The 23,468-nt window shown below is 62.2% G+C and carries 24 protein-coding genes; 9 read left to right on the forward strand and 15 right to left on the reverse strand.

The window, feature by feature from the left end; all coding sequences use genetic code 11:
- The first annotated feature begins 8 nt into the window (after window positions 1-8).
- The 5 genes from ahcY (at window position 9) to C4J84_RS24205 (ending at window position 6,689) form a co-directional block, all read left to right on the forward strand.
- Complete coding sequence (gene ahcY / locus C4J84_RS24185) at window positions 9-1,418, forward strand: adenosylhomocysteinase (protein ID WP_124436207.1); 1,410 nt, start codon at window positions 9-11, stop codon at window positions 1,416-1,418.
- A gap of 283 nt (window positions 1,419-1,701) precedes the next feature.
- Complete coding sequence (gene metF / locus C4J84_RS24190) at window positions 1,702-2,547, forward strand: methylenetetrahydrofolate reductase [NAD(P)H] (RefSeq protein WP_124436208.1); 846 nt, start codon at window positions 1,702-1,704, stop codon at window positions 2,545-2,547.
- A gap of 89 nt (window positions 2,548-2,636) precedes the next feature.
- Window positions 2,637-3,719 carry a hypothetical protein gene (locus tag C4J84_RS24195; RefSeq protein WP_124364770.1) on the forward strand — a complete coding sequence of 361 codons (1,083 nt, stop codon included), beginning with the start codon at window positions 2,637-2,639 and terminating at the stop codon, window positions 3,717-3,719.
- A 63-nt stretch (window positions 3,720-3,782) separates the two neighbouring features.
- Complete coding sequence (locus C4J84_RS24200; RefSeq protein WP_124368660.1) at window positions 3,783-4,586, forward strand: ABC transporter substrate-binding protein; 804 nt, start codon at window positions 3,783-3,785, stop codon at window positions 4,584-4,586.
- A 222-nt stretch (window positions 4,587-4,808) separates the two neighbouring features.
- A complete protein-coding gene (locus tag C4J84_RS24205; protein WP_124372137.1) occupies window positions 4,809-6,689 on the forward strand; it encodes a DEAD/DEAH box helicase in 1,881 nt (626 codons plus the stop codon).
- A gap of 184 nt (window positions 6,690-6,873) precedes the next feature.
- On the opposite strand, the gene C4J84_RS24210 is transcribed toward C4J84_RS24205, so the two are convergent.
- Entirely contained in the window at window positions 6,874-7,452 is a 579-nt protein-coding gene (locus C4J84_RS24210; RefSeq protein ID WP_124372138.1) for a YceI family protein, read from the reverse strand.
- 32 nt (window positions 7,453-7,484) lie between these two features.
- Window positions 7,485-8,036: a cytochrome b gene (locus tag C4J84_RS24215; RefSeq protein ID WP_124368663.1), complete on the reverse strand. Its 552-nt coding sequence runs from the start codon at window positions 8,034-8,036 to the stop codon at window positions 7,485-7,487.
- Window positions 8,037-8,308: 272 nt separating this feature from the next.
- Here C4J84_RS24215 and C4J84_RS24220 point away from each other — a divergent pair, with 272 nt between their 5' ends.
- Together C4J84_RS24220 and C4J84_RS24225 are read left to right on the forward strand one after the other, a co-directional pair.
- On the forward strand, window positions 8,309-9,715 hold the full coding sequence (locus tag C4J84_RS24220; protein WP_124364775.1) for an adenosylmethionine--8-amino-7-oxononanoate transaminase: 1,407 nt from the start codon (window positions 8,309-8,311) through the stop codon (window positions 9,713-9,715).
- An 84-nt stretch (window positions 9,716-9,799) separates the two neighbouring features.
- The gene (locus tag C4J84_RS24225; RefSeq protein WP_124436209.1) at window positions 9,800-10,519 is read left to right on the forward strand and encodes a 16S rRNA (uracil(1498)-N(3))-methyltransferase; all 720 of its coding nucleotides are present in this window, start codon (window positions 9,800-9,802) and stop codon (window positions 10,517-10,519) included.
- Window positions 10,520-10,655: 136 nt separating this feature from the next.
- Here the strand turns inward: C4J84_RS24225 and C4J84_RS24230 are convergent, their stop codons facing one another.
- Genes C4J84_RS24230 through C4J84_RS24240 form a run of 3 tightly spaced genes read right to left on the reverse strand, consistent with a single transcriptional unit; the run spans window position 10,656 to window position 13,184 of the window.
- On the reverse strand, window positions 10,656-11,558 hold the full coding sequence (locus C4J84_RS24230; protein WP_124436210.1) for a transporter substrate-binding domain-containing protein: 903 nt from the start codon (window positions 11,556-11,558) through the stop codon (window positions 10,656-10,658).
- A gap of 24 nt (window positions 11,559-11,582) precedes the next feature.
- On the reverse strand, window positions 11,583-11,933 hold the full coding sequence (locus tag C4J84_RS24235) for a RidA family protein (RefSeq protein WP_124372142.1): 351 nt from the start codon (window positions 11,931-11,933) through the stop codon (window positions 11,583-11,585).
- A 9-nt stretch (window positions 11,934-11,942) separates the two neighbouring features.
- The gene (locus C4J84_RS24240) at window positions 11,943-13,184 is read right to left on the reverse strand and encodes a D-amino acid dehydrogenase (RefSeq protein WP_124408399.1); all 1,242 of its coding nucleotides are present in this window, start codon (window positions 13,182-13,184) and stop codon (window positions 11,943-11,945) included.
- Window positions 13,185-13,291: 107 nt separating this feature from the next.
- Between C4J84_RS24240 and C4J84_RS24245 the strand changes: the two genes are divergently transcribed.
- Window positions 13,292-14,194 carry a LysR family transcriptional regulator gene (locus tag C4J84_RS24245; RefSeq protein ID WP_124436211.1) on the forward strand — a complete coding sequence of 301 codons (903 nt, stop codon included), beginning with the start codon at window positions 13,292-13,294 and terminating at the stop codon, window positions 14,192-14,194.
- Window positions 14,195-14,270: 76 nt separating this feature from the next.
- On the opposite strand, the gene C4J84_RS24250 is transcribed toward C4J84_RS24245, so the two are convergent.
- The gene (locus C4J84_RS24250; protein WP_124372145.1) at window positions 14,271-14,888 is read right to left on the reverse strand and encodes a hemolysin III family protein; all 618 of its coding nucleotides are present in this window, start codon (window positions 14,886-14,888) and stop codon (window positions 14,271-14,273) included.
- Window positions 14,889-15,032: 144 nt separating this feature from the next.
- Here C4J84_RS24250 and C4J84_RS24255 point away from each other — a divergent pair, with 144 nt between their 5' ends.
- Window positions 15,033-15,947, forward strand: coding sequence for a LysR substrate-binding domain-containing protein (locus tag C4J84_RS24255; protein WP_124436212.1), 915 nt, complete (start codon window positions 15,033-15,035; stop codon window positions 15,945-15,947).
- Between the two features lie 121 nt (window positions 15,948-16,068).
- Here the strand turns inward: C4J84_RS24255 and madM are convergent, their stop codons facing one another.
- The 9 genes from madM to mdcA form a co-directional block, all read right to left on the reverse strand.
- Window positions 16,069-16,833, reverse strand: coding sequence for a malonate transporter subunit MadM (gene madM / locus C4J84_RS24260; RefSeq protein ID WP_124436213.1), 765 nt, complete (start codon window positions 16,831-16,833; stop codon window positions 16,069-16,071).
- A 1-nt stretch (window position 16,834) separates the two neighbouring features.
- Window positions 16,835-17,239, reverse strand: a complete 405-nt coding sequence (gene madL, locus C4J84_RS24265; RefSeq protein WP_124364782.1) for a malonate transporter subunit MadL — start codon at window positions 17,237-17,239, stop codon at window positions 16,835-16,837.
- Window positions 17,240-17,306: 67 nt separating this feature from the next.
- Window positions 17,307-18,206, reverse strand: coding sequence for a malonate decarboxylase subunit epsilon (mdcH, locus tag C4J84_RS24270; RefSeq protein WP_124436214.1), 900 nt, complete (start codon window positions 18,204-18,206; stop codon window positions 17,307-17,309).
- Complete coding sequence (locus tag C4J84_RS24275) at window positions 18,203-18,799, reverse strand: malonate decarboxylase holo-ACP synthase (protein ID WP_124436215.1); 597 nt, start codon at window positions 18,797-18,799, stop codon at window positions 18,203-18,205. The genes mdcH and C4J84_RS24275 overlap by 4 nt, the downstream gene beginning before the upstream one ends.
- Window positions 18,793-19,563 (reverse strand): biotin-independent malonate decarboxylase subunit gamma, encoded by a 771-nt coding sequence (gene mdcE, locus C4J84_RS24280; protein WP_124436216.1) that lies wholly within the window; start codon window positions 19,561-19,563, stop codon window positions 18,793-18,795. Before mdcE ends, C4J84_RS24275 begins: the two co-directional genes overlap by 7 nt.
- Window positions 19,560-20,402, reverse strand: coding sequence for a biotin-independent malonate decarboxylase subunit beta (locus tag C4J84_RS24285; protein ID WP_124436217.1), 843 nt, complete (start codon window positions 20,400-20,402; stop codon window positions 19,560-19,562). The genes mdcE and C4J84_RS24285 overlap by 4 nt, the downstream gene beginning before the upstream one ends.
- Window positions 20,395-20,694 (reverse strand): malonate decarboxylase subunit delta, encoded by a 300-nt coding sequence (locus C4J84_RS24290; protein WP_124436218.1) that lies wholly within the window; start codon window positions 20,692-20,694, stop codon window positions 20,395-20,397. Before C4J84_RS24290 ends, C4J84_RS24285 begins: the two co-directional genes overlap by 8 nt.
- A complete protein-coding gene (locus C4J84_RS24295; RefSeq protein ID WP_124436219.1) occupies window positions 20,694-21,527 on the reverse strand; it encodes a triphosphoribosyl-dephospho-CoA synthase in 834 nt (277 codons plus the stop codon). Before C4J84_RS24295 ends, C4J84_RS24290 begins: the two co-directional genes overlap by 1 nt.
- Complete coding sequence (gene mdcA / locus C4J84_RS24300) at window positions 21,528-23,198, reverse strand: malonate decarboxylase subunit alpha (RefSeq protein ID WP_124372154.1); 1,671 nt, start codon at window positions 23,196-23,198, stop codon at window positions 21,528-21,530. It lies immediately after the preceding gene.
- Between the last annotated feature and the right edge of the window lie 270 nt (window positions 23,199-23,468).

The following is a 23,468-nucleotide window of genomic DNA, read 5'->3' on the forward strand; positions in this document are numbered from 1 at the left end:
GGCTCTTCATGAGCGCTGTAATTACGCCTGCAGAATTCAACGACTACAAAGTCGCCGACATGTCCCTCGCCGCCTGGGGCCGTCGCGAAACCTTTATCGCCGAATCCGAAATGCCAGCCCTGATGGGCCTGCGTCGCAAGTACGCCGCTGAGCAGCCGCTCAAGGGTGCGAAGATTCTCGGCTGCATCCACATGACCATCCAGACTGCCGTGCTGATCGAAACCCTGGTTGCCCTGGGTGCCGAAGTGCGTTGGTCGTCCTGCAATATTTTCTCGACTCAAGACCAGGCCGCTGCCGCTATCGCCGCCGCCGGTATTCCGGTGTTCGCCTGGAAGGGCGAAACCGAGGCCGAGTACGAGTGGTGCCTGGAGCAAACCATCCTCAAGGATGGCGCGCCTTGGGATGCCAACATGATCCTCGACGACGGCGGCGACCTGACCGAGCTGCTGCACAAGAAATACCCGCAGATCCTCGACCGCGTCCACGGCGTGACCGAAGAAACCACCACCGGCGTACACCGCCTGCTGGACATGCTGGCCAAGGGCGAGCTGAAAATCCCGGCCATCAACGTCAACGACTCGGTGACCAAGAGCAAGAACGACAACAAATACGGTTGCCGTCACAGCCTCAACGACGCCATCAAGCGCGGCACTGACCACCTGCTGTCGGGCAAGCAAGCCCTGGTGATCGGCTACGGTGACGTGGGCAAGGGTTCGTCCCAGTCCCTGCGTCAGGAAGGCATGATCGTCAAGGTCTCTGAAGTTGACCCGATCTGCGCCATGCAAGCCTGCATGGACGGTTTCGAAGTGGTTTCGCCGTTCATCGACGGCATCAACGACGGCACCGAAGCGAGCATCGACAAGGCGCTGCTGGGCAAGATCGACATGATCGTGACCACCACCGGTAACGTGAATGTCTGCGACGCGAACATGCTCAAGGCGCTGAAGAAACGCGCAGTGGTCTGCAACATCGGCCACTTCGATAACGAGATCGACACCGCTTTCATGCGCAAGAACTGGGCATGGGAAGAAGTGAAGCCACAGGTGCACAAGGTTCACCGTACCGGTTCGGGCGATTTCGACCCGCAGAACGACGACTACCTGATCCTGCTGGCCGAAGGCCGTCTGGTGAACCTGGGTAACGCGACCGGCCACCCAAGCCGCATCATGGACGGCTCGTTCGCCAACCAGGTACTGGCGCAGATCTTCCTGTTCCAACAGAAGTACGCCGACCTGTCGCCTGCCCAGAAAGCCGAGCGCCTGACCGTGGAAGTACTGCCGAAGAAACTCGACGAAGAAGTGGCCCTGGAAATGGTCCGCGGCTTCGGCGGCGTGGTGACCCAACTGACCAAGACCCAGGCCGACTACATCGGCGTGACCGTTGAAGGTCCGTTCAAGCCGCACGCTTACCGCTACTGATATGCCTGCTGCCCACTCTCCCTGTGGGGGAGCGGGCTTTAATGTGGGAGGGGGCAAGCCCTAATGCCAGTCAGTTAAGGCTTTTTGTAGGAGCGAGCTTGCTCGCGAAAAACTCACAGGCACCGCGTTCATTCAGAAAGCACGCGTTATCGTTGACGTTTTTCGCGAGCAAGCTCGCTCCTACAGACGGCGGTGTACGCTTAACTGACTGGCATTGGGGCAAGCCCCCTCCCACATTGACGGTGTACATCTCCCGGTTTTATGAGTTTCCAAGGGTATGACCATGTCCCAAGACCGTCGCTACAGCTTCGAGTTCTTCCCGACCAAGACCGATGCTGGGCATGAAAAACTGATGGCCACTGCCAAGCAGTTGGCCAGCTACCAGCCCGACTTCTTTTCCTGCACCTACGGCGCCGGCGGTTCGACCCGTGACCGCACGATCAACACCGTGCTGCAGCTCGAAAGTGAAGTCAAAGTTCCCGCCGCTCCGCACTTGTCGTGCGTGGGCGATAGCAAAGCTGACCTGCGCAGCCTGCTGACCCAATACAAAGCCGCCGGCATCAAGCGCATCGTCGCCCTGCGTGGCGACCTGCCCTCCGGCATGGGCATGGCCAGCGGTGAGCTGCGCTACGCCAATGACCTGGTGAGTTTCATCCGCGAAGAAAGCGGCGATCACTTCCACATCGAAGTGGCCGCCTATCCGGAGATGCACCCCCAGGCGCGCAATTTCGAAGACGATCTCAAGAACTTCGTACGCAAGGCCAACGCCGGCGCCAATAGCGCGATCACCCAGTACTTCTTCAACGCCGACAGCTACTTCTACTTCGTCGAGCGTGTACGCGCCATGGGTGTGAACATCCCGATCGTGCCGGGCATCATGCCGATCACCAACTACAGCAAGCTGGCGCGCTTCTCCGACGCCTGCGGTGCCGAAATCCCACGCTGGGTGCGCAAGCAACTGGAAGCTTATGGCGACGACGTCAAAAGCATCCAGGCGTTCGGCGAGCAGGTCATCACCGAGATGTGTGAGCAATTGTTGCAAGGTGGTGCGCCAGGGTTGCACTTCTATACCCTGAACCAGGCTGAACCCAGCCTTGCCATCTGGAACAACCTCAAGCTGCCACGCTAAGGCTTGCCCGGTTGTGCCAAGGCCCTCGTTCACGAGGGCCTTTGTCGCTTCACATTTGTCGTTTTAAGTGCTCAGGAACCCCGCAGTCCATGAATACAGTGTCTTCCTCTTCCCGTCCGCAGCTGGTCTACCTCGTCTTCGGCGCCGAAACCTACCACCAGGAAGCGGTATTCAGCATCGCCAGCGCATTGGCTTTCCTGCAGGACACCCCTGATGCAGCCGTGGACATCCAGGTCTTCAGCGACAACCCCGAACCCTATCGCCTGCTGCCGGTGCGTGTACGCCCGCTGGACGAGGCGACTCGCAAGCGCTGGAGTGAACCCCACGGTTATCACTTTCGCACCAAGCACGTTGTGCTGCGCCAGGTGTTGCAAGAGTCGCCGGTAGCGCTGCTGATCGACACCGACACGTTTTTCCACCGTTCTCCCCTGACGCTGTTCGAGCGTGTGCAGCCGGGCACCTTGCTGTGTAACGCCTTCTACACCAAGTACGGCGATAACCACGAAAGCATCCTCTACACCGCCCTGCGCCAGCGCCTGTTGGAGATGGGCGTGGCCGACGATGACATGATGACCCTCAACTCCGGCGTGATGGGCCTGACCCAGCAGGACGCGCACATCCTCGACCGTTCGATCGAGTTGATGGACGAACTGTTTCCCCATGCCCAGGGTGCCTACACACTGGAAGAGTTCTGCCTGTCCATCGCCGCCTACCGCACCGTCAACGTGCGCGAGTGCCCGGACCTGATCCATCATTACTGGAGCCGCAAGCAGCTGTTCCGGGCCAAGGTCAAGGCCTGGATCGCCAAGCATGCCGCCGCGCCCACCAGTGCGCTGGCCCTGGCCGACACGCGTCAAGTGTCCGCCCACTTGCCGCGCCCGCCGCGTTTGCAGCGCACGCTGTACAAACTGATTACCCTGTTACTGCCCAAGCACCAGCAGCAGTTCATCCGTGAAATCCTCTACGGTTGCTATGAACACGAAAACGAATTCGACCAAGCCTGCGGCCCCGTTTGGTGGGACAAGGCCCGACAGAACCAGGAAGAGCGCCAGCAACGCCCGATTGACGCGCACCAGCTCGAACGCTGGTTCGCCAACCCGGTGGTGCGCCTGATCCTCGGCGAGCGGCGTGCCGCGATCCACGCTCACCTGATGGACGCGCCAGTAAACTGAGACCCGGCGCCAACGCGCGTGCCAGAGCTTCTCTTTATCTCGGTAGCGTCGTAACCTCAGGGAATGCCCGTCATTTTCAAGTTGTTGATCGCTGCGCTTTTCACTTGCCTGAGCCTGGCCGCTTATGGCGAGAAACTGCGTATTGTCACCGAACCATGGGCGCCCTACGTCTACGACGACAACGGCAGCATGCGTGGCCTGGACTACGAAACCACGGTGATCGTGTTCCAGCGCCTCGGCGTGGATGTGCAATGGCAGTTCCTGCCCTGGAAACGTTGCCTGGCGATGCTTGACCAAGGCCACGCCGACGGCGCGCTGGATATTTTCCACAGCCACGAGCGCGACGCCTTGCTGCTCTACCCCAGCGAACCCTTGTCGACGGTCGAATTCGTGCTGTTCTACGCCAATGAGCGTCCGCACCCCGCCGAAACCCTCGACGATCTGCGCGGCCTGAGCGTGGGGATCTCTCCCGGTTACCTGTATGGCGAAGCCTTCGGCGCGTCCGCCACCTTTGCCCGTGAACCCGCCCCCAGCCATGAGGCCAACTTCGGCAAGCTGATGCTGGGGCGCATCGATATGGTGGTCACTGACCGGCGCGTGGGACAGCACGTGATCAAGCAATTGGGCCTGGAAGACAAGGTCAGCCAGGCGCCGCTGGTGGTCAGCCGCCAGCAGCAGTTTCTTGCCGTGCGCCGTGGCGCGGGCATGGATTTGCTGGTCCAGCGCTTTGCCGCGGAGCTCAGGCGCTTCAAGCAAGAGCCGGCCTACGCCGCCTTGAGCGCCAAATATGGCGGTATCCAGGCGCAAACGGCGCCTATCAGCGCCTCCGAATACACCGTTGAGCAGCAGGAAAGCAGCGCGCAGTGATTGCTCTGTTATACTCCGGCCTTTCCGCCAGGCTTACGCCCGGCCGCTGAGGTCTTGAAAAAGGCACCCAACCCCGCTACAGCGCAGCTTTGCAGCCCGCGCGAGCCGGTGGAGTGCCCGCCAGACGCAGCAGGACCGGACGGGATTACGCTCCCCTAAGCGCCATTCACGCCCGGCAAGATTATCCCTCTGGGCCAAGCCCTAACTAAAACAGGATTACTCATGTCCTTTGCTTCCCTCGGTCTCTCCGAGGCTTTAGTCCGCGCCATCGAGGCAGCGGGCTATACCGAGCCTACTCCGGTGCAACAGCGGGCCATTCCCGCCGTGTTGCAAGGTCGCGACCTGATGGTTGCGGCGCAGACAGGTACCGGTAAAACCGGTGGTTTCGCCCTCCCGATTCTGGAGCGGTTGTTCCCCAACGGTCACCCGGACAAATCCCAGCGTCACGGCCCGCGCCAACCGCGCGTACTGGTCCTGACCCCTACCCGCGAACTCGCCGCCCAGGTGCACGACAGCTTCAAGCTGTACGCCCGCGACCTGAAGTTCGTCAGCGCCTGCATCTTCGGCGGCGTCGGCATGAACCCCCAGGTTCAGGCCATGTCCCGTGGTGTTGACGTACTGGTGGCCTGCCCGGGTCGCTTGCTCGACCTGTGCGGCCAAGGCAGCGTCGACTTGTCCCACGTGGAAATCCTCGTGCTGGACGAAGCCGACCGCATGCTCGACATGGGCTTTGTCCATGACGTGAAGAAGGTCCTCGCCCGCCTGCCGGCCAAACGTCAGAACCTGCTGTTCTCGGCAACGTTCTCCCAGGACATCACCGCCCTGGCCGGCAAGTTGCTGCACAACCCGGAACGCATCGAAGTCACGCCGCCCAACACCACGGTCGAGCGTATCGAGCAACGCGTGTTCCGCCTGGCCGCCAGCCACAAGCGCTCGCTGCTCGCGCACCTGATTACCCACGGTGCTTGGGAACAGGTGCTGGTATTTACCCGCACCAAGCACGGCGCCAACCGTCTGGCCGAGTACCTGGACAAGCACGGCCTCACCGCCGTCGCCATCCACGGTAACAAGAGCCAGAATGCGCGCACCAAAGCCCTGGCCGACTTCAAGGCCGGCAGTGTGCGCATCCTGGTCGCCACCGATATCGCCGCGCGCGGCCTGGATATCGACCAGTTGCCCCATGTGGTCAACTTCGAGCTGCCGAACGTCGACGAAGACTATGTGCACCGTATCGGCCGTACTGGCCGTGCCGGTCGCTCGGGCGAGGCCATTTCCCTGGTCGCACCGGACGAAGAAAAACTGCTGAAAAGCATCGAGCGCATGACCAAGCAGAAAATCGCCGACGGCGACCTGATGGGCTTCGATTCCAGCGCCGTGGAGGCCGAAAAGCCTGAAGCGCGCGAGCGTCCGGACGTGCGTAACCCACGCAACCCACGCGGTCCGAAGGGCGATGGCCCGAACGGCGGCGGTGGCGGTGGTGGCCGTCGCGACAAGGGCAAGGACAAGGGCAAGGAAAAAACTGCGACCAGCAGCCGTGGCGAACGCCCGGCCCGCGAGCAGAAGCCCCGTGAAGGCACCCCGGCCCGCGAACAGCGCCAGCCGAGCCAGCCTCCACGCGCCGCATCCGACCGTGCCCCGGACGAATTCCTCGACGACGATGTGGATAACTTCGGTAACCGCGTTGACTACGTGCCACAAGCCAAGCCGGCGCAAGGCCGTGGCCGTCGCCCAGGTGCCCCGGCACAAGGCGCAGGCGCAGCCGCTCCACGTGGTGGTCAGCCACAGGGCGCGCGCCAGAACGGCCCGCGCAACAGCAGCGGCGGCACCACCGGCACACCACCGGCCAAACGCAGCGGCCCGCGCAACGGCGCACCGCGTGATGGCCAGGCCCGTCGCGAAGACTCGCGCAGCAACAACCGCCGCCCGGCCCGTGACGACCAGCCGCTGTCCGAGCCAGCCGTGCAAAACCCGCGCGGTGGCCCGGCACCGAAGATCATCCACAAGGAGTCGAAAGCGGATCGCTTCCCGACACCCGAGCAGTTGGATCAACTGCCTGGCCGTCCTCGTGGTGAAAAGCCAGCGTTGCTGACCCGCAACCGCTGAGTTCCAAGGCGCCATAAAAAATGCCCCGCATCTTGGATGCGGGGCATTTTTTTTGACTCGATCAGATCAAATGTGGGAGGGGGCTTGCTCCCGATAGCAATGGGTCAGCCAGCACTGCTGGGGCTGACCCACCGCTATCGGGAGCAAGCCCCCTCCCACAAAGGCCCGCATTGTCAGGCGGACATTACTTCTGCTTCACACCTTCCAGCGAAATATCCAGGTCGACGGTCTGCGAAGTCGGGCCAGGGCCTTTCACGCCGAAGTCGTTCAGGTCGATCGTGGTCTTGGCGTTGAAGCCAGCACGCTCGCCGCCCCATGGGTCCTTGCCCTCACCGTTGAAGGTGGCCTTGAAGGTCACAGGCTTGGTCACACCGTGGAACGTCAGGTCGCCGGTCACGTCAGCGGTTTTGTCGCCGGTGGATTTAACCGCGGTGGACACAAACTTGGCGTCGGCAAACTTGGCTACGTCGAGGAAGTCTTTGCTGGCGATGTGCTTGTCACGTTCAGCGTGGTTGGACCACAGGCTGGCGGTTTTCACGTCGACTGCGATTTTGCTGGCTTCAGGCTTAGCCGAATCCCAGCTGAAAGTACCATCCCAGTCCTTGAAGGTACCGTGGATGTAGCTGTAGCCCAGGTGGCTGATTTTCCAGTCGATGAAGGCGTGCTGGCCTTCCTTGTCGATCTTGTAGTCAGCAGCCATCACCTGACCTGCGGACAGCAGGGCGGTACCGATAGCCAGAGCAGCGAGAGTCTTTTTCAACATGTTTTCTATTCCTTGTGAGTCGAGGTTGAACATCAGGCTTTGCGCCCCAGCATTCGCTTAAGGGTCACATCACGATCGATAAAGTGGTGTTTCAGCGCAGCCACGCCATGCAAGCCGGCGAAGACCACCAACACCCAGGCGAGGTACAGGTGCACCACGCCGGCGGTGTCTGCCTGGTCCGGTAGCCCGGAAACCACGGCAGGAATCTCAAACAGGCCAAACACCGGGATACCGACACCGTCTGCGGTGGAAATCAGGTAACCGGCAATCATCACGGCAAACAGCCCCACATACAGGAACGCGTGACCAAACGCGGCGCCGAGGCGGGTCAGCCGGCTGTAGCTGGCCAGCGGTGCGGGCGGCGGGCTGACCAGGCGCCAGACGATACGTACCAGCATGATGGCGAAGAGCGTGATGCCAATGCTCTTGTGCAGGTCCGGCGCGTCTTTGCGCCAGGCACTGTAGTAATCGAGACCGACCATCCACAGGCCCAGGGCGAACAATCCAAATACCACCAAGGCCACGCCCCAGTGCAAAACCATGCTGACCCAGCCATAGCGGGCCGATGAATTGCGTAACTGCATGAACTTAATCCCGTAAGAACTGTGCCCAAGACTAGCGCTTTACCTATCGAATTAAAGCGAAAAATTTCGCTTTGAAATATCGAGAAATGCGATCTGAAGGCTATGCATCATAAATTAACAAGGGATTAAGACTATTCCCAAGAAACGTGACAGACCGTCCTGCATTTACCGCGAATTTCCCCACAATGGCTTGTGACCCACGCCACCATTGCATAGGCTTGCGCGATTGTTTCGCCCGCGCAGGTTGCGGGACCGCTTCGAGGAGATCACCGATGGGCTTGAACAACCAGTGGATGCAACGCGACCTCGCGGTGCTGTGGCATCCCTGCACCCAGATGAAAGACCACCAGCAACTGCCACTGGTCCCGATCAAGCGCGGCGAAGGCGTATGGCTGGAAGACTTCGAAGGCAAACGCTACCTCGATGCCGTCAGCTCTTGGTGGGTCAACGTGTTCGGCCACGCCAACCCGCGCATCAACCAGCGCATCAAGGATCAGGTCGACCAGTTGGAACATGTGATCCTCGCCGGCTTCAGCCATCAGCCGGTGATCGAGCTGTCCGAGCGCCTGGTGGCGATGACCCCCGAAGGCCTGACGCGCTGCTTCTACGCCGATAACGGCTCATCGTGTATCGAAGTCGCGTTGAAGATGAGCTTTCACTACTGGCTCAACCGTGGCCTGCCGAACAAGAAGCGCTTCGTCACCCTGACCAACAGCTACCACGGTGAAACTATCGCGGCGATGTCGGTGGGCGACGTGCCGCTGTTTACCGAAACCTACAAGGCATTGTTGCTCGACACCCTCAAAGTGCCGAGCCCTGACTGCTACCTGCGCCCCGAGGGCGTGAGCTGGGAAGAGCATTCGCGCACGATGTTCCAGGCCATGGAACAGACCCTGGCCGAGCACCACGACAGCGTCGCCGCCGTGATCGTCGAACCGCTGATCCAGGGCGCCGGTGGCATGCGCATGTATCACCCGGTGTACCTCAAGCTGCTGCGCGAAGCCTGTGACCGTTATGGCGTGCACCTGATCCACGACGAAATCGCCGTGGGCTTTGGCCGCACCGGCAGCATGTTCGCCTGTGAACAGGCCGGCATCCGCCCGGACTTCCTGTGCCTGTCCAAAGCCCTGACCGGCGGCTACCTGCCGCTGGCCGCCGTGGTCACCACCGATGATGTCTACGACGCCTTCTACGACGACTACCCGACCCTGCGCGCCTTCCTGCACTCCCACAGCTACACCGGCAACCCGCTGGCCTGCGCGGCGGCCCTAGCCACCCTGGATATTTTCGAAGAAGACAACGTCATCGAAAACAACAAGGCCTTGGCCCAGCGCATGGCCACGGCCACGGCGCATCTGGTCGACCATCCGCATGTGTCTGAAGTGCGCCAGACCGGCATGGTCCTGGCCATCGAGATGGTGCAGGACAAAGCTACCAAGACCGCCTACCCCTGGCAGGAACGCCGTGGCCTGAAGGTGTTCGAGCACGCCCTGGAACGCGGCGCGCTGTTGCGACCGTTGGGCAGCGTGGTGTACTTCCTGCCGCCGTATGTGATTACCCCGGAGCAGATCGATTTCCTTGCCGAGGTTGCGAGTGAAGGCATCGATATCGCCACCAACAGCAAGGTCAGCGTTGCCGTGCCGAAGGATTTTCATCCAGGCTTTCGCGACCCAGGTTAACCATGATCGTTCCCACGCTCCGCGTGGGAATGCAGCCCTGGACGCTCCGCGTCCGCTCTGCACACCCTTTTCCAGAGAACACATATGAGACTGTCCCGCTTTTTCACCGACACCCCGCTGAGCCTCGGCGATCACGAGTTGCCCGAGGCGCAGGCGCATTACATCAGCCGTGTGCTGCGCATGAGCGAGGGCGACGCCGTGCAACTGTTCGATGGCTCCGGCCAGGAGTTTCTCGGCAGCTTGCTGGAAGTAGGTAAAAAACGCGTCAGCGTGCAACTCACGGAAAGCTTCAAAGGCCAGGCCGAATCGCCGCTGCATATCCACCTCGGCCAAGGTCTGTCCAGGGGCGAGCGCATGGACTGGGCGATCCAGAAAGCCACCGAACTGGGCGTCAACGCCATCACCCCGATTTTCAGCGAGCGCTGCGAAGTGCGCCTCAAGGACGAACGCGCCGACAAGCGCCTGCTGCACTGGCGCCAGGTGGCGATCAGCGCGTGCGAGCAATGCGGGCGCTCGACGGTGCCGGTGATTCACCCGCCGCTGCTGCTGGCGGACTGGCTCAAGCAAGCCGAAGCAGACCTGAAGCTGGTACTGCACCCGGTGGCCGAGCCGATGGTCAGCCACGCCAAGCCTTCGAGCCTGGCCTTCCTGATCGGGCCTGAAGGCGGACTGACCGACAGCGAAGTCGACACCGCCCAAGCCGCCGGCTTCCACGCCGCCCGCCTCGGCCCTCGGGTGTTGCGCACCGAGACTGCACCGGTGGTCGCCTTGGCCGTCGCCCAACAACTCTGGGGCGACTTCTAACCCCCTTGGCAAACCCAATCAAAACTGTGGGAGGGGGCTTGCTCCCGATAGCGGTCGATCAGCCAGCACCTGTATCGACTGACACACCGCTATCGGGGGCAAGCCCCCTCCCACATTTGGATTGGGTTACCACTTTTTACTCAACCGGGTCGCTGACTGGCTTGGCGATAATCTGCTTTAACTCCGTAGTCATCGGGAACTCCAGATTCAAACCCTTCGGCGGAATCGGTTGTTCAAACCAGCGCTGGTAAATCCCGTTGATCTCCCCCGAGCGGTACAGGTCGCCCAGCGTCTCATTGACCACCGCAAGAAACTGCGGATCGTCCTTGCGCACCATGCAGCTGTAGATCTCCCGCGACTGCTCCTCGCCCACCACCACCCAGTTGTGCGGGTCCCGGGCCTTGGCGCGTTCGCCGTAGAGCAGCGCGTCATCCATGTAGAACGCTACCGCACGGCCGGTCTCGAGCATCTTGAACGCCTCACCATGGTCCTTGGCGCTGATGACAAACATATTGGCCTTGCGTTCGGCGTTGTAGCTTTTGAGGAATCGTTCGTTGGTGGTACCGGCGGTGGTGACCACGTTCTTGCCGTCAAGGTCGGCAAAGCCCTTGATGCCGCTGTCCTTCGCCGTCAGTAATTGCCCCTTCACGTAAATAAACCCGTAGGAAAATGCCACCTGCTTCTGCCGGTCGGCCGTCACCCCGGTAGAGCCGCACTCCAGGTCGACGGTGCCGTTCTGCACCAGCGGAATCCGGGTCTGTGAGGTCACCAGGGTGTACTTGACGTTGAGGCTGGTCACCCCGGTTTTCTGCTGGATACGCTCGACGATCTTGCTTGCCAGGTCCACTGAATAGCCCATGGGTTTGCCAGTGTTATCACCCACGTAGGAAAACGGCACCGACGCATCGCGGTATCCCAGGGTGATGGACTTGGTGTTGGCGATCTTGCCCAGGGTGCCCTCCAGCGGCGCTTGGGCCCCATGGGCCTGTGCGCCGAACAAAAGTCCCAGGGTGCAGCCGGTCAACAGGATTCTTTTCATTGTTATGCTCCGTTGGTCTTTGAATTATTTACGTACAGCAATCACGCTGATTTCCACCAGCACATTCGGCCGCGCCAGCTCCACTTGCAGGGTGGTGCGTGTAGGCGCCATCCCCGGCGACAGCCACGCGGACCACACCTCGTTCATCGGCGCAAAACCGCTGCCGATGTCCTTCAGGTAAATCGTCGCGTTCAGCAGGTGATCCTTGTCGCTGCCCGCCTCGGCCAACAGTGCATCGATTTTGGCCAGCACTTCGCGGGTTTGCGTCATCACGTCCTGCCCTTCGCCCGGCACCTGGCCCGAAAGGAACACCAAGTCCTTGAAAGTGACTGCGCCACTGAGACGCTCGTTGCTGCTGATTCGGTTGATGGTCATGGGGCATCCTCAAGCGGCGCGGGGCGTCAGGCCCTGCATGTCAATGGAAGGAACCTGTTGGTTGATCAGTTCAGCCAACAGTTGGGCGCTGCCGCTGGCCAAGGTAAAACCAAGGGCGCCGTGACCGAGGTTCAGCCACAGGTTGCGATAGACACTGGCACCAATCAGCGGCACCCCAGTCGGCGTGGCCGGGCGCATACCGGCCCATTCAACCGCGTGGGCGTAGTCGCCGGCATTGGGAAATGTCTCCAGGGCCTGGCGTTTCATCAAAGCCAGGCGCTTGGGCTCAAGACCCGCGTCGAAGCCGACAATGTCCACCATGGCCGCGACCCGCAGTTGCTCACCGATGCGCGCGTAGACGATCTTGCGATCGTAGTCGGTGATGCTCACATTCGGCGCCCGGTGCTGCGCGCCAATCGGCACGCTCAGGCTATAGCCCTTGAGCGGATACAGCGGCAGCGACAACCCCGGCAAGCCCAGTTCAGCGCTGCGATGCCCTGCCGCCAGCACCAGTTGCTCGACCGGCATCACCTCATCATCCAATTGGAGGGCGTGCACCACACCGTCGGTATGACGAATCCGGGTAACCTTGCGCCCCAACAAAAATGTGCAACGCCCCGATGCTTCCAGCCGCGCCGCCAATTGCTGGCAAAAGGCATGACAATCCGCTACTTCCTCGTTGGGCGTGTAGATCCCGCCGACAAAACCATCACCGGCCAGCGCCGGCTCCAGGTGCGCGCAATCGGTAGCGGACAACACCTGCTGTTGCAGGACATTGGTCACTTTACTGCGGGCATGTTCAAAGGTATTGGCGTTGCGAAACGTCACCAGCTTGCCATTGCGTCGCCAATCGAAGTCGTCCAGGCGGTCCTCCTCGCGCCATTGCTGCAAGGTGTCCTGGCTCAGGGATGCCAGGCGCAGCAAGTGAGCGGCATTGCGCTGGTTCACCGAACTACGACAGGCGCCGATAAAGGCGGCCATCCAGCGCCATTGCTGGGGATCGAGACGCGGGCGCAGCTTCAACGGCGAGTCACCGCGCAGTAACCAGCCAATCGCTTGCAGCGGCACCCCGGCGTCGGCCAGCGGCGCAACATAGCGGTAGGACAACTGCCCGCCATTGGCGTAACTGGTTTCACTGCCCAGGCTGTCGCGCGCCTCGATCAGCGTCACGCTATGGCCGGCACGCACCAACGCATAAGCGCTCGCCAGGCCGATAACCCCACCGCCAATAATGCAAACCTGCCTGGCCATCCCCGCCTCCCGCCGTTAATTGACAGCGCTCAGCGTAGAGCCAGGTGACAGGCCACCGACAATGAATAAAGATGGCTCACCTATAAACAAAGGTTATGGGACTCGCCATGCGCTTGCGTCATATCGAAATCTTCCAGGCCATCCGCCAGACCGGCTCTATCAGTGCCGCCGCGCAGTTGTTGCACGTCTCGCAACCGGCGGTGACCAAAGTGTTGCAGCACGCCGAACTGCAACTGGGCTTTGCGTTGTTCCTGCGGGTACGCGGCAAATTGCAGCCCACGCCGGAAGCCCTGGCGCTGGAAAGCGAAGTCGAAAAAGTCAGCGCAAGCCTGCAAGGTGTGCGGCGCCTGGCCAAGAGCTTGCGGCGCGAACCGGGGCAAAGCATCCGCATCGGTGCGATCCCGGCGTTGGCGCTGTCGCTGCTGCCGCCGTCAATCTTGGAATGGAAGCGTGATTACCCGGACATCGCCTGTGAGCTGTCCAGCGACCATAGCGGCGAGCTGGTGCAGAAGCTGTTGATGCGCGAGATCGACCTGGCGTTGACACTCACGTTCTCCGGCCATCCGGGGCTCACCACCCAGGTGCTGGCCAACGGCGTGCTGGTAGCGCTGGCGTCAAAAGGCTATTGGTCGGACGCTGAACGGCACATGCCCTTGCCGCTGGCCGAACTGGCCGGCGCGCCTTTGATCGGCCTGTCCAGCGCCGACCCGCTGGCGGCGAAGTTGGGCAGCTACCTGGAAAATGTCGACCCGCCGCCACGGGTGACGATCTCGGTGCAAACCTATTCCCTGGCCCGCGCGATGGTCGAATCCGGCGCCGGCCTCACCGTGATCGATCCGTTCACCGCGCTGGGTGCTTCAACGGCCACCACCCACATCCGCACGCTCACCCCACCGCTGCCGATCACCCTCTACGCACTGACCCGCGCCAACGAGCCCCCGCCGCATATGCTGGCCAGGCTGCTGGAGATTTTTGGTAGTCGCGCCTGTGAGCTGCTGGAACGTCTCTAAACACACCCGAGATCCAATGTGGGAGGGGGCTTGCCCCCGATGACGGCGGATCAATCCATACAAGTGCTGGCCACATTCAAAGCACGTAATGCATGATCGCCACAAAATGCAGCAGGCTGCCGCCGATCACGAACAAATGCCAGATGCCATGGGAATGGCGCAGGCGATCCTCCAAAGCAAAAAAGATAATGCCAACGGTGTACAACACCCCACCCGCCGCCAGCCAGGTAAACCCTGCCGTACCCAGCGCGGCGAGCAGCGGCTTGACCGCCACCAGCACGATCCAGCCCATCACCGCATAGATCACGATCGACAGGATGCGTTTCTCCGAGCGTGGCTTGATCTCTTGCAGGATGCCGATCACCGCCAGCCCCCACACAATCCCGAACAGCGTCCAGCCCCACGGCCCGCGTAGCGTGACCAGGCAAAACGGGGTGTAGCTGCCGGCGATCAACAGGTAGATCGAAAAGTGATCGACCTTCTGCATGATCTCTTTTCGCCGCCCGCGCACGCTGTGATACACGGTGGACGCGCTGTACAGCACCATCAAGGTAAAGCCATAAATCGCCACACTGACGATTTTCCAGGGGCTGCCGTCCAGGCTCGCCACCACCAACATCCACACGACGCCAATACACGCCGCGACTGCACCGAGCAAATGGCTCCAGGCGTTGAATCGTTCCCCGTGGTACATCTGCAACCGACCTCCCGTGACCAATAAGGGTTGGCTGGCAAGCCTCCAGCCTTCGTCATAAGAGTGCAAGCGCCTTATGACGTTCCGAGGACGCCGAGCGCATTTGCGGGCACAATCGAGAGCATTCGAACAAGAGCCACGGCCATGTTGATCGACGAAGAATTCACCCTCAAAAAGCTGGAAATCTTCCTGGCATTCATGCGCACCGGCAACCTGGCCCGCGCCGCCGCCGAGTTGCAAACCAGCAACGTCAGCGTGCACCGCGCCATTCATTCGCTGGAAAACGCCGTGCGCTGCCCGTTGTTCAAGCACGAAGGGCGCAATCTCACGCCGCTGGAAAGCGCCTACGTACTCGAAGAGCGCGCCCAGAAACTGGTGGCCGATGTGGTCGACAGCGTACGCCTGACCCGCGAAGCCGCCGGCTTTTCCGCCGAACGATTCAAGCTGGGTTCGCTGTATTCATTGACGGTCAAGACCGTGCCGCAACTGATCATGGGCCTGAAAATCAGGCGCAGCGAACTGAATATCGACCTGATCCTGGGCTCCAATTTCGACCTGCTCTACAAGCTCAAGAACATGGAAGTGGACGCGATCCTCATCGCCCTCGACGACCATGCCAACGACCCGGACTGCGCGCAGATTGCGCTGTTCAGCGACGATATCTTCCTCGCCACTCCGGCCGACTCCCCCTTCGACCGCGAACAGCAGATCGACCTGGCCGACGTGCGCGACGCAACCTTCATCACCCTCACCCAAGGCTTTGCCACGCACCAGGACGGCAACCGCGTATTCAAGCAGGCCGGGTTCGAGCCGAAAGTGGCGATGCAGGTCAACGACATCTTCACGCTTCTGAGCATGGTCAGCTCGGGCGTAGGTTATGCGCTGCTGCCAGGCAGGATTGCGGCTGTGTATGAGAACCGCGTGAAGCTGATACCGCTGCAGCCCAGGTATCGGCTGCAGCAGCATATCGGCGTGGTGTTCTTGAAGGCCAAGGAGCGCGACCCGAACTTGCTGGCGCTGTTGGCGGAGTGTCGGATGTATGCCAATCGCCAGGTTTGAGACCGCTATCGGGGGCAAGCCCCCTCCCACATTTTGACCGCATTCCCAGGTTGGAACTCGGTCAAGTGTGGGAGGGGGCTTGCCCCCGATGAGGCCCGACCAGACACCACAAATCCCGAACTCAGCCCACCAACCTCCGCACAATGAAGTACAGCAGCGAAGGCCCGAGCAAACACCCAAGCCCGGTATGAAACGTCGCCGTCAGCGCGCCATACGGCACCAACCGCCGATCCGTCGCCGCCAGCCCCGCCGTCACCCCGCTCACGGTGCCGGCCAAGCCACCAAACACCATCGCCGAACGCGGGTTGTCCAGGCCCATCCAGCGCGCCGCCACCGGTGTGCCGACCATCACCAGAATCGCCTTGATCAACCCGGTGGCGATCGACAGCGCCATCACATCCGAGGTCGCGCCAATCGCCGCACCGGTCACCGGGCCGACAATGTAGGTCACCGCGCCCGCGCCAATGGTGGTCATGCTGATCGCATCGCGATAACCGAACGCCCAGGCCATGCTCGCGCCGACGATGAACGGCAGGATCGTGCCCAGCAGCAGCGCAATCACACCGATCATGCCGGCTTTGCGCGCCTCGGTGGCCTGCACTTCAAATGCCGTGGCAACAATGGCGAAATCCCGCAACATCGCACCGCCCATCAGGCCGATACCAGAGAACAGGGCCAGGTCCGCCAGGCCCTTCTGCCCACCCGTGAGCGTGCCGCCGACCCAGGCCAGCACCAGGCCGATGACGATGGCAATCGCCGAGCCGTGGATGCGCCCGAACGTAAGGCGCTTGGACAGCACCACGGAAATCCACATCACCACGCCCACAAAGGCAAACGCAGTGATCAGGCCGTTATGCTCCAAGCCTTTCTCTATGAGGTCCCACATCTCAGCGACCTCCCGCAGGAACGATCAGCGGCTCTTCGGCGGGCAGAGGCTCGCCCCTGTGCGTGCGGCTGATCAAGGCGATGGTGCAACCACAGACCACCACCGAACCAATCGCCGCCAGCACCGCGACCGGGCCGCCGTGCAGGGCGGTGACCACGTTCTGTTGCGCGGCCATCGCCACCACCACCGGAATGTACATGGCGCCCCAGAAGCCCACACCCATCTCGCACTCCTTGGTCATGCCGCCGCGCTTTTGCATCCACAATCGTGCGCAGATCAGCAGGATCATGGCGATGCCCACGCCGCCCACGTTGGATTTGACGCCCAGTAAAACGCCGAGCATGTCGCCCATGATCACGCCTGCAAGCGTGCAGATTGCCAGCAATGCCACACCGTAGATAATCATCGTTGTTGTCCTCAAAGTGCTCGATCGAAATTGTTGTTGTTGTGCTTCGAAAGCCTTGGGTAATGCTTTATCGGTGGCGGCGCTCCTCCTCTTCCAGCAAGGCCTGCAAGGTGTCCAGGCGCGCGCCTTCGCAGGCGATCACCGTGCCTTGTTCGAACACGCGGCGTGACAGGCCGGTGAGCACGGCGCCCGGGGGCAGTTCGATTTGCAGGCGCACACCGCGCTCATAGGCGCTTTGCACGGTGCCGCGCCAATCGACGACGCGGCACATGTTGAAGGCCAGGTCGTCGCAAAGCTGTTCGGGGTTGTGGATCGGCCGCGCGCGGGTGCTGCTCAGGTAGGTGATGCGCGGTGTCTTGAGCGGAACGAAGGCCTGGGCGAGGACCTTGGCGGGCGCGTCCAGCAACGCACAGTGGGACGGCACGCTGACGGCCAGGCGCCGGGCGATGCCGTTGCCTTTGATGCGCGCCGCCACCTGTTTCATCGCCTCGTCGCTGCCGGCGATGACCGTCTGGTTATCGGCGTTGATATTGGCCAGGTACACCGGGGTTTCGGCGCGGTGGATCTCGGCAAGGATTTTTTCGACGGTGGATAACTCAGGGCCTATCAGCGCGGTCATGCCGTAGCCCTGTGGATAAGCGTGCTGCATCAACTCACCGCGCAGGCTGACCAGCCTGACGGCGTCGGCGAAATCCAGCACACCGGCGATGACAGCGGCGGGATAGGCACCGATGGACAGGCCCGCGACGTAATCCGGGGTGCGCTCCAACAGACGGGCGTGGGCGGTGCCGGCGATCAACAGGCACAGTTGCACGGCGCGGGTACTGGCCAGGGCTTGCGCCGAATCGAGCAGGCGCACGTTTTCGCCAAGGGCATCGCTGGCTTCCTCCAGCACAGGCTCGGGCAGCGACTGGAGCATGCCTGGTCGTTGGGCACCCTGCCCCGGAAACACCAGCAGGCTGCTCATGCCACGGCCTGCCAGGGGTCGAGCACCAGGTGTGCGCCGCTGGCGGTTTTCAGCAGCACGCGGGGTGAACCGCTGGCCCATTCGCGCAAGGCGACGGCGCCGAACGGGGTTTGCAGTTGCAGGTCGACGGCGCACTCTGCCCTATCAAGCATCGCCAGGAGGTCTTCAGCATCATCGCGGGCCAAAGGTTCGGGGGTGCGCAGAAGCAAATCCAGGTCACTCTGGGCATGCAGCGCTTCAATCCCGCTGGCCAACTCGAAACCCGCGCTGCCTGTGACGCCCCATGTCTCCTGGGCCAACGCCGGCCGCAGTTGGTCGAGCGCGCGCAACGCCGGTAAATCCCTCGGCGAAATCACCCCACGCAACGCTTCCGGGATCACCCGCCGCTGCACCGCCGCCAGCGGCATCCACCCGGCAAAACGTTGCTCGCGCGAACACCCGCGCACGCCGACCGCCACATAACCCGGTTCGGCAATGGCACGGCGCACCACCACCGGGTGGCCGGCACCGAGTGTCTCCCGCACCCAGGCCGGTGCATCGGCGGGCACATGTGCCGGGGTCATGCCCCAGAGCAAGTCGTGGGCGTTCACCATTGCTCCCGCAGCAATTGGCGAACGTGGCTGGAGGCTGCGCGATTGGTCGCGCCGAGGCGCCCGCTCAAATCGGTGCTGCCGACATCCTTGATCGCATTCATCAGGCAGTCGCTGACTCGCGCCACATCGCCCGCCGTGGGCTGTTCAATCTGGCTGACCGACAAGGTTTCCCAGAGCAGGCCGAGGCTGGCATAGCTGTCGATGTCGTAGGCCATGGGCGGCACGCTGGCGGCCAGGGCTTCCAGCTCTTCGACGCTGCGCAGGGTCACCCGCGCCGCCGAAGCTTTGCCCATGGCGTGCACCATCACGCCGGGGTCACGCAGGGCGATCAGTCGGTTGGCCTGGTAACCGTGGGCCAGGAACGCACCGGACATGGCCTTGCCCACCAGCAATGCGATCACCGGATGCCCGGCGAGACGGGCGCGAGCGTAGCTGTCGGCAGCAGCCGCCAGGGCCTGATGGATGCCGAGCGCTTCTTCGCGACGGCCGTAGGCTTGGCTGGGCACATCGACGATGGCGATGATGGGGCGCTTGTCGCCCCTCGCGACGGCCTCATCGACGGCCTTGGCCAGGCCCCAGCCTTCGAGCAGGCCGACTTCGCCATTGCGCGCGCGAGGGAAGCGGTTTTGCGCGTCAGTGACCACGGCGACAAAGCGCACTTTTTGCCCACCGAGGACCGCGTCGGCAACCCTCAGCGACGCCGGCAAACCTGCTACAGGCGCAGCGCCGGCGCTCAATGCGTTGAACCACTGCAAGCCTCTCATGAGCGTTCTCCTTGATACAGCTCGCGCACCGTCGCCGGGTCGATTTGCGGTACGGCGTCCAACTCGGCCAAGCGTGTGAGGTAAAAATCAGCCTGGCGACTGCGTTGTTGCGCGGGCAAGCCTTGCTGCAACAACGCACTGACCGTCTGCTGGATCTGCGCCACATCGTCGGCCACGTAACGGTCGGCCAGGCCGCTGTTGAAACGCTGTTCGCCGCCGGTGAGGCTCCAGATAAAGGGCCTGTCGCGCGAGTCGTATTCTTCCAGCCCGGCTTCCTGTTCGATCACTTGCGGACCATTGAGGCCCAAGCGCGCTTCACGGGTGACGACGAGGTAGCTGCACAGCCCGGCCGCGATGGACATGCCACCGAAACACCCCACGCTGCCCGCCACCACGCCGATCACCGGCTGGTACTGGCGCAGGTCGACAATCGCCGCGTGTATGTCGGCAATCGCGGCCAGTCCCAGGTTCGCTTCCTGCAGCCGCACACCACCGGTTTCCAGCAGTAGCACGGCGCGGGTCGGGACGCCGGTGCGGTTATCTTCAGCCGCCAGTTCCAGGGCGCCGGCGATTTTCGCGCCGCCGACTTCACCGAGGCTGCCACCCTGGAAGTTGCCTTCAATCGCTGCAATCACCACACGCAAGCCGCCGATGCTGCCCTTGGCGATCACCACGCCGTCATCGGCCTGGGGCACCACACCTTGGCGGCTGAGCCAGGGCGACATGACGCGCTGGAAGGGGTCGATCAGTTCGCGAAAGGTGCCGGCATCCAACAAGGCCTTGGCCCGCTGCCGCGCACCCAGTTCGACAAAGCTGTGTTTGGCGAGCAAGTCAGTCATGGCCGATCTCCTCGAAGCCTTGCTCCAGGCGCAAGCGCACCACGCCGGGGGTGGCGCCGAAATCGTGGATATCAATCTTCAGGGCCGGTGGGGTCTGCTCCTGAAAGATGCGTTCGAACAGGTGCTGCCAGCGTTGTTCGGCGCCATTCACCGAGGTCTGTACCTGGATCGTCAGTGTGCCGGCGGTGCCCGGTTCCAGCAGCACCTCAAGGTCGCCGGAGCCGACGCACCCCACCAGCGCGCGGCCTTTTGCTGGCTGCCCGGCGGGGAATTCAAAGGTTAAGGTTTCCATCACAACGCTCCGTCGAGGCGGTCGATAAACAGGCAGGCGGCCAACAGGTCGGCAGCGCCGCCGGGAGAGGCATTCAGGGCCAGCAGTTGTTGGTCCAGCGCGTGCAGTTGGCGACGACCGGCGAGGCTGGCGCTGCCGCCAGCGTCGAGCACGGCCTGGGCGCCGCGCTGCATGGCCTGCAGGCCTTCCAGGCCGGCGCGGTAGAGCACGCAGGTGTCGGCCAGGTCGGTCATGATCGCGAGCAAGGCGTCGAGGCGCGCGTTCTGTTCGCCGGCGTTTTGCTGGCGGCTTTTGTGCAATTGCGGCAGGCCACGTTGCACCACTGACGGGAAGCCCAGTTGCGCTTCTTCACGGGCACCGCGCGTACCATAACGTTGGGCAACCTGTGCGCCGTGGCTCAAGGATTGCGGGGCGTAGCGGTCGTTGAGCAGGGCCAGTCTGGCGGCGTTCAACGGTATGGCGCGGGGCTCCAGCGCTGCCGCTGCGGTCAGCAAACCGAGGGCCCAGATCGCGCCACGATGGGTGTTCACGCCATGGGTGGTCGCGAGCATTGCCTGTTCACCTTTGCGGCCGATTCGCCCGAGGGCTTCACGCAGGGGCAAACCGACTTCACCGAACTCAAGCGCAGCCTCGGCCATTGCCTTGAACATCGGCCACAGCGACAGCGCCGACGCGTGCATCAACCCCAGGTGCAAATCACGGTGGGCGCCGTTGCCGCGACGGTCCACCAGGGCCGGTTTTGGCGACAGGTCGGCTTCATCGATCAGCGCATCGACGGCCATATCCGCCAGGCGATCGGCCAGGCTCACTTCATGCAGTTTGAGCGCGCGCATTTACCAGCTCCTGAATTTGGCGGGCGGGTTGTACAAGCCACCGGACCACTCCACCAGGTCGGCCACGCTCTTGGCGGCCAACAGCTCGCGGGTGGCGTCGGTGCGACGGATACCCAAGTCTTCGGGCAAGGCAATCAAGCCTTCGCGGCGCATGCGCGCGGTGTCCTTGGGGTTATGGCGCAGGCCGATGGCGGTCACCCCGGCGACGGCGGCGATCATTGCCTGGCGTTCTTCCAGAGACCGCGCCTTGTAGAGGTAGGCGATGCCTTCTTCGGTGAGCAGGTGGGTGACGTCGTCGCCGTAGATCATGATCGGCGCCAGCGGCATGCCGCTTTTGCGTGCCACTTCCACCGCATCGAGGGTCTCGACGAAGGTGGGCTTGCCGCCTTCCTGGAAGGTCTCGACCATTTGCACTACAAGCTTTTTGCCGCGCTCGAGCAGTGCGACCGGCGCATCGTCGTGGCGCATATCCAGCCAGGCCGGCGTGCCATGGCGGCGGCCGCGTGGGTCGTGGCCCATGTTCGGCGCGCCGCCAAAGCCGGCAAGGCGGCCACGGGTCACGGTGCTGGAATGGCCATCGCCGTCGACCTGCAAGGTGGCGCCGATAAACAGGTCCACCGCGTACTGGCCGGCGAGTTGGCAGAACATACGATTGGAGCGCATCGAGCCGTCGCGGCCGGTGAAGAACACATCCGGGCGTGCGGCAATGTAGTTTTCCATGCCCAGTTCGGTGCCGAAGCAATGCACGCTTTGCACCCAGCCGCTTTCAATCGCGGGGATCAGCGTGGGGTGCGGGTTGAGGGTCCAGTTGCGGCAGATCTTGCCTTTGAGGCCGAGGGATTCGCCGTAGGTGGGCAGGATCAATTCAATGGCGGCGGTGTTGAAACCGATGCCATGGTTGAGCGACTGCACATTATGTTTTTCGTAGATGCCACGGATCGCCATCATCGCCATCAGCACATGCACCGGTTTGATGTGGCGCGGGTCGCGGGTGAACAGCGGCTCGATGTAGAACGGCTTGTCGGCCACCACCACAAAATCGACCCAACTGGCTGGGATGTCGACGCGAGGCAGGTCAGTGACGTCATCCACCAACTGGTTGACCTGCACGATAACGATGCCATCGCTGAACGCGGCCGGCTCGATCAGCGCCGGCGTGTCTTCGGTGCTGGCGCCGGTGTAGATGTTGCCGGCACGGTCGGCCATGAAACCGGCGGAGAGCACCACGTTGGGGATCAGGTCCACCACCAGCCGTGCATAGAGTTCGATGTAGGTATGGATCGCGCCGATTTCCAGCAGGCCGTCTTCGAGCAACTGGCTGATGCGCAGGGATTGGGTGCCGGCGAAGGAAAAGTCGAGCTTGCGCGCGATGCCCTTTTCAAACAGGTCCAGGTGCTCGGAGCGCCCGACGCTGGGCATGATCATGTGCAAATCATGGAGCTTGGCCGGGTCGGCCTTGGCCAGGGAGCGCGAGAGGAAATCGGCCTGTTTCTGGTTATTGCCCTCAAGCACCACGCGGTCGCCGGGCAGGATCAACGCCTCAAGCGCCTCGACGATCCGGTCACTGGGCAATACCGTCCCGTCTGCAAACGGTTTAACCAGCCCGAGCCGCCGCTGCTTCTCGTCGCGCCGCCGCGTCCAGCGCGAGTCGGGGGTAGTTATTGTTGTCATGGTCGCTCCACGGGGTTTGCTGTCGTGGGCTGTACCTTAGGAGTGATTCAGGGGGGCATCAATCAACCTGGGTGATGGATTGTTACGGCGGGGGTAATGAACCTACAAACAGGAGATATGCGCTGAGATGCTGAAATGTTCAGAAATATTAACCTTTTAATTTCAGACCCTGCATGACCGTTGAATAAAAGTGCATTCTCAATGCATATAAATTTACTGTCTAATATTGGAAAACAAGCTAATACCTTTTTTACATGAGGAAAATATTCA

The sequence above is a fragment of the Pseudomonas sp. R11-23-07 genome, from assembly GCF_003852295.1.
Classification (GTDB): domain Bacteria; phylum Pseudomonadota; class Gammaproteobacteria; order Pseudomonadales; family Pseudomonadaceae; genus Aquipseudomonas.

Bases quoted from the DNA above. Each gene is read 5' to 3' on its own strand.
- ahcY (WP_124436207.1), top strand. From the start codon at position 9: ATGAGCGCTGTAATTACGCCTGCAGAATTCAACGACTACAAAGTCGCC.
- metF (WP_124436208.1), top strand. From the start codon at position 1,702: ATGTCCCAAGACCGTCGCTACAGCTTCGAGTTCTTCCCGACCAAGACC.
- C4J84_RS24195 (WP_124364770.1), top strand. From the start codon at position 2,637: ATGAATACAGTGTCTTCCTCTTCCCGTCCGCAGCTGGTCTACCTCGTC.
- C4J84_RS24200 (WP_124368660.1), top strand. From the start codon at position 3,783: ATGCCCGTCATTTTCAAGTTGTTGATCGCTGCGCTTTTCACTTGCCTG.
- C4J84_RS24205 (WP_124372137.1), top strand. From the start codon at position 4,809: ATGTCCTTTGCTTCCCTCGGTCTCTCCGAGGCTTTAGTCCGCGCCATC.
- C4J84_RS24210 (WP_124372138.1), bottom strand. From the start codon at position 7,452: ATGTTGAAAAAGACTCTCGCTGCTCTGGCTATCGGTACCGCCCTGCTG.
- C4J84_RS24215 (WP_124368663.1), bottom strand. From the start codon at position 8,036: ATGCAGTTACGCAATTCATCGGCCCGCTATGGCTGGGTCAGCATGGTT.
- C4J84_RS24220 (WP_124364775.1), top strand. From the start codon at position 8,309: ATGGGCTTGAACAACCAGTGGATGCAACGCGACCTCGCGGTGCTGTGG.
- C4J84_RS24225 (WP_124436209.1), top strand. From the start codon at position 9,800: ATGAGACTGTCCCGCTTTTTCACCGACACCCCGCTGAGCCTCGGCGAT.
- C4J84_RS24230 (WP_124436210.1), bottom strand. From the start codon at position 11,558: ATGAAAAGAATCCTGTTGACCGGCTGCACCCTGGGACTTTTGTTCGGC.
- C4J84_RS24235 (WP_124372142.1), bottom strand. From the start codon at position 11,933: ATGACCATCAACCGAATCAGCAGCAACGAGCGTCTCAGTGGCGCAGTC.
- C4J84_RS24240 (WP_124408399.1), bottom strand. From the start codon at position 13,184: ATGGCCAGGCAGGTTTGCATTATTGGCGGTGGGGTTATCGGCCTGGCG.
- C4J84_RS24245 (WP_124436211.1), top strand. From the start codon at position 13,292: ATGCGCTTGCGTCATATCGAAATCTTCCAGGCCATCCGCCAGACCGGC.
- C4J84_RS24250 (WP_124372145.1), bottom strand. From the start codon at position 14,888: ATGTACCACGGGGAACGATTCAACGCCTGGAGCCATTTGCTCGGTGCA.
- C4J84_RS24255 (WP_124436212.1), top strand. From the start codon at position 15,033: ATGTTGATCGACGAAGAATTCACCCTCAAAAAGCTGGAAATCTTCCTG.
- madM (WP_124436213.1), bottom strand. From the start codon at position 16,833: ATGTGGGACCTCATAGAGAAAGGCTTGGAGCATAACGGCCTGATCACT.
- madL (WP_124364782.1), bottom strand. From the start codon at position 17,239: ATGATTATCTACGGTGTGGCATTGCTGGCAATCTGCACGCTTGCAGGC.
- mdcH (WP_124436214.1), bottom strand. From the start codon at position 18,206: ATGAGCAGCCTGCTGGTGTTTCCGGGGCAGGGTGCCCAACGACCAGGC.
- C4J84_RS24275 (WP_124436215.1), bottom strand. From the start codon at position 18,799: ATGGTGAACGCCCACGACTTGCTCTGGGGCATGACCCCGGCACATGTG.
- mdcE (WP_124436216.1), bottom strand. From the start codon at position 19,563: ATGAGAGGCTTGCAGTGGTTCAACGCATTGAGCGCCGGCGCTGCGCCT.
- C4J84_RS24285 (WP_124436217.1), bottom strand. From the start codon at position 20,402: ATGACTGACTTGCTCGCCAAACACAGCTTTGTCGAACTGGGTGCGCGG.
- C4J84_RS24290 (WP_124436218.1), bottom strand. From the start codon at position 20,694: ATGGAAACCTTAACCTTTGAATTCCCCGCCGGGCAGCCAGCAAAAGGC.
- C4J84_RS24295 (WP_124436219.1), bottom strand. From the start codon at position 21,527: ATGCGCGCGCTCAAACTGCATGAAGTGAGCCTGGCCGATCGCCTGGCG.
- mdcA (WP_124372154.1), bottom strand. From the start codon at position 23,198: ATGACAACAATAACTACCCCCGACTCGCGCTGGACGCGGCGGCGCGAC.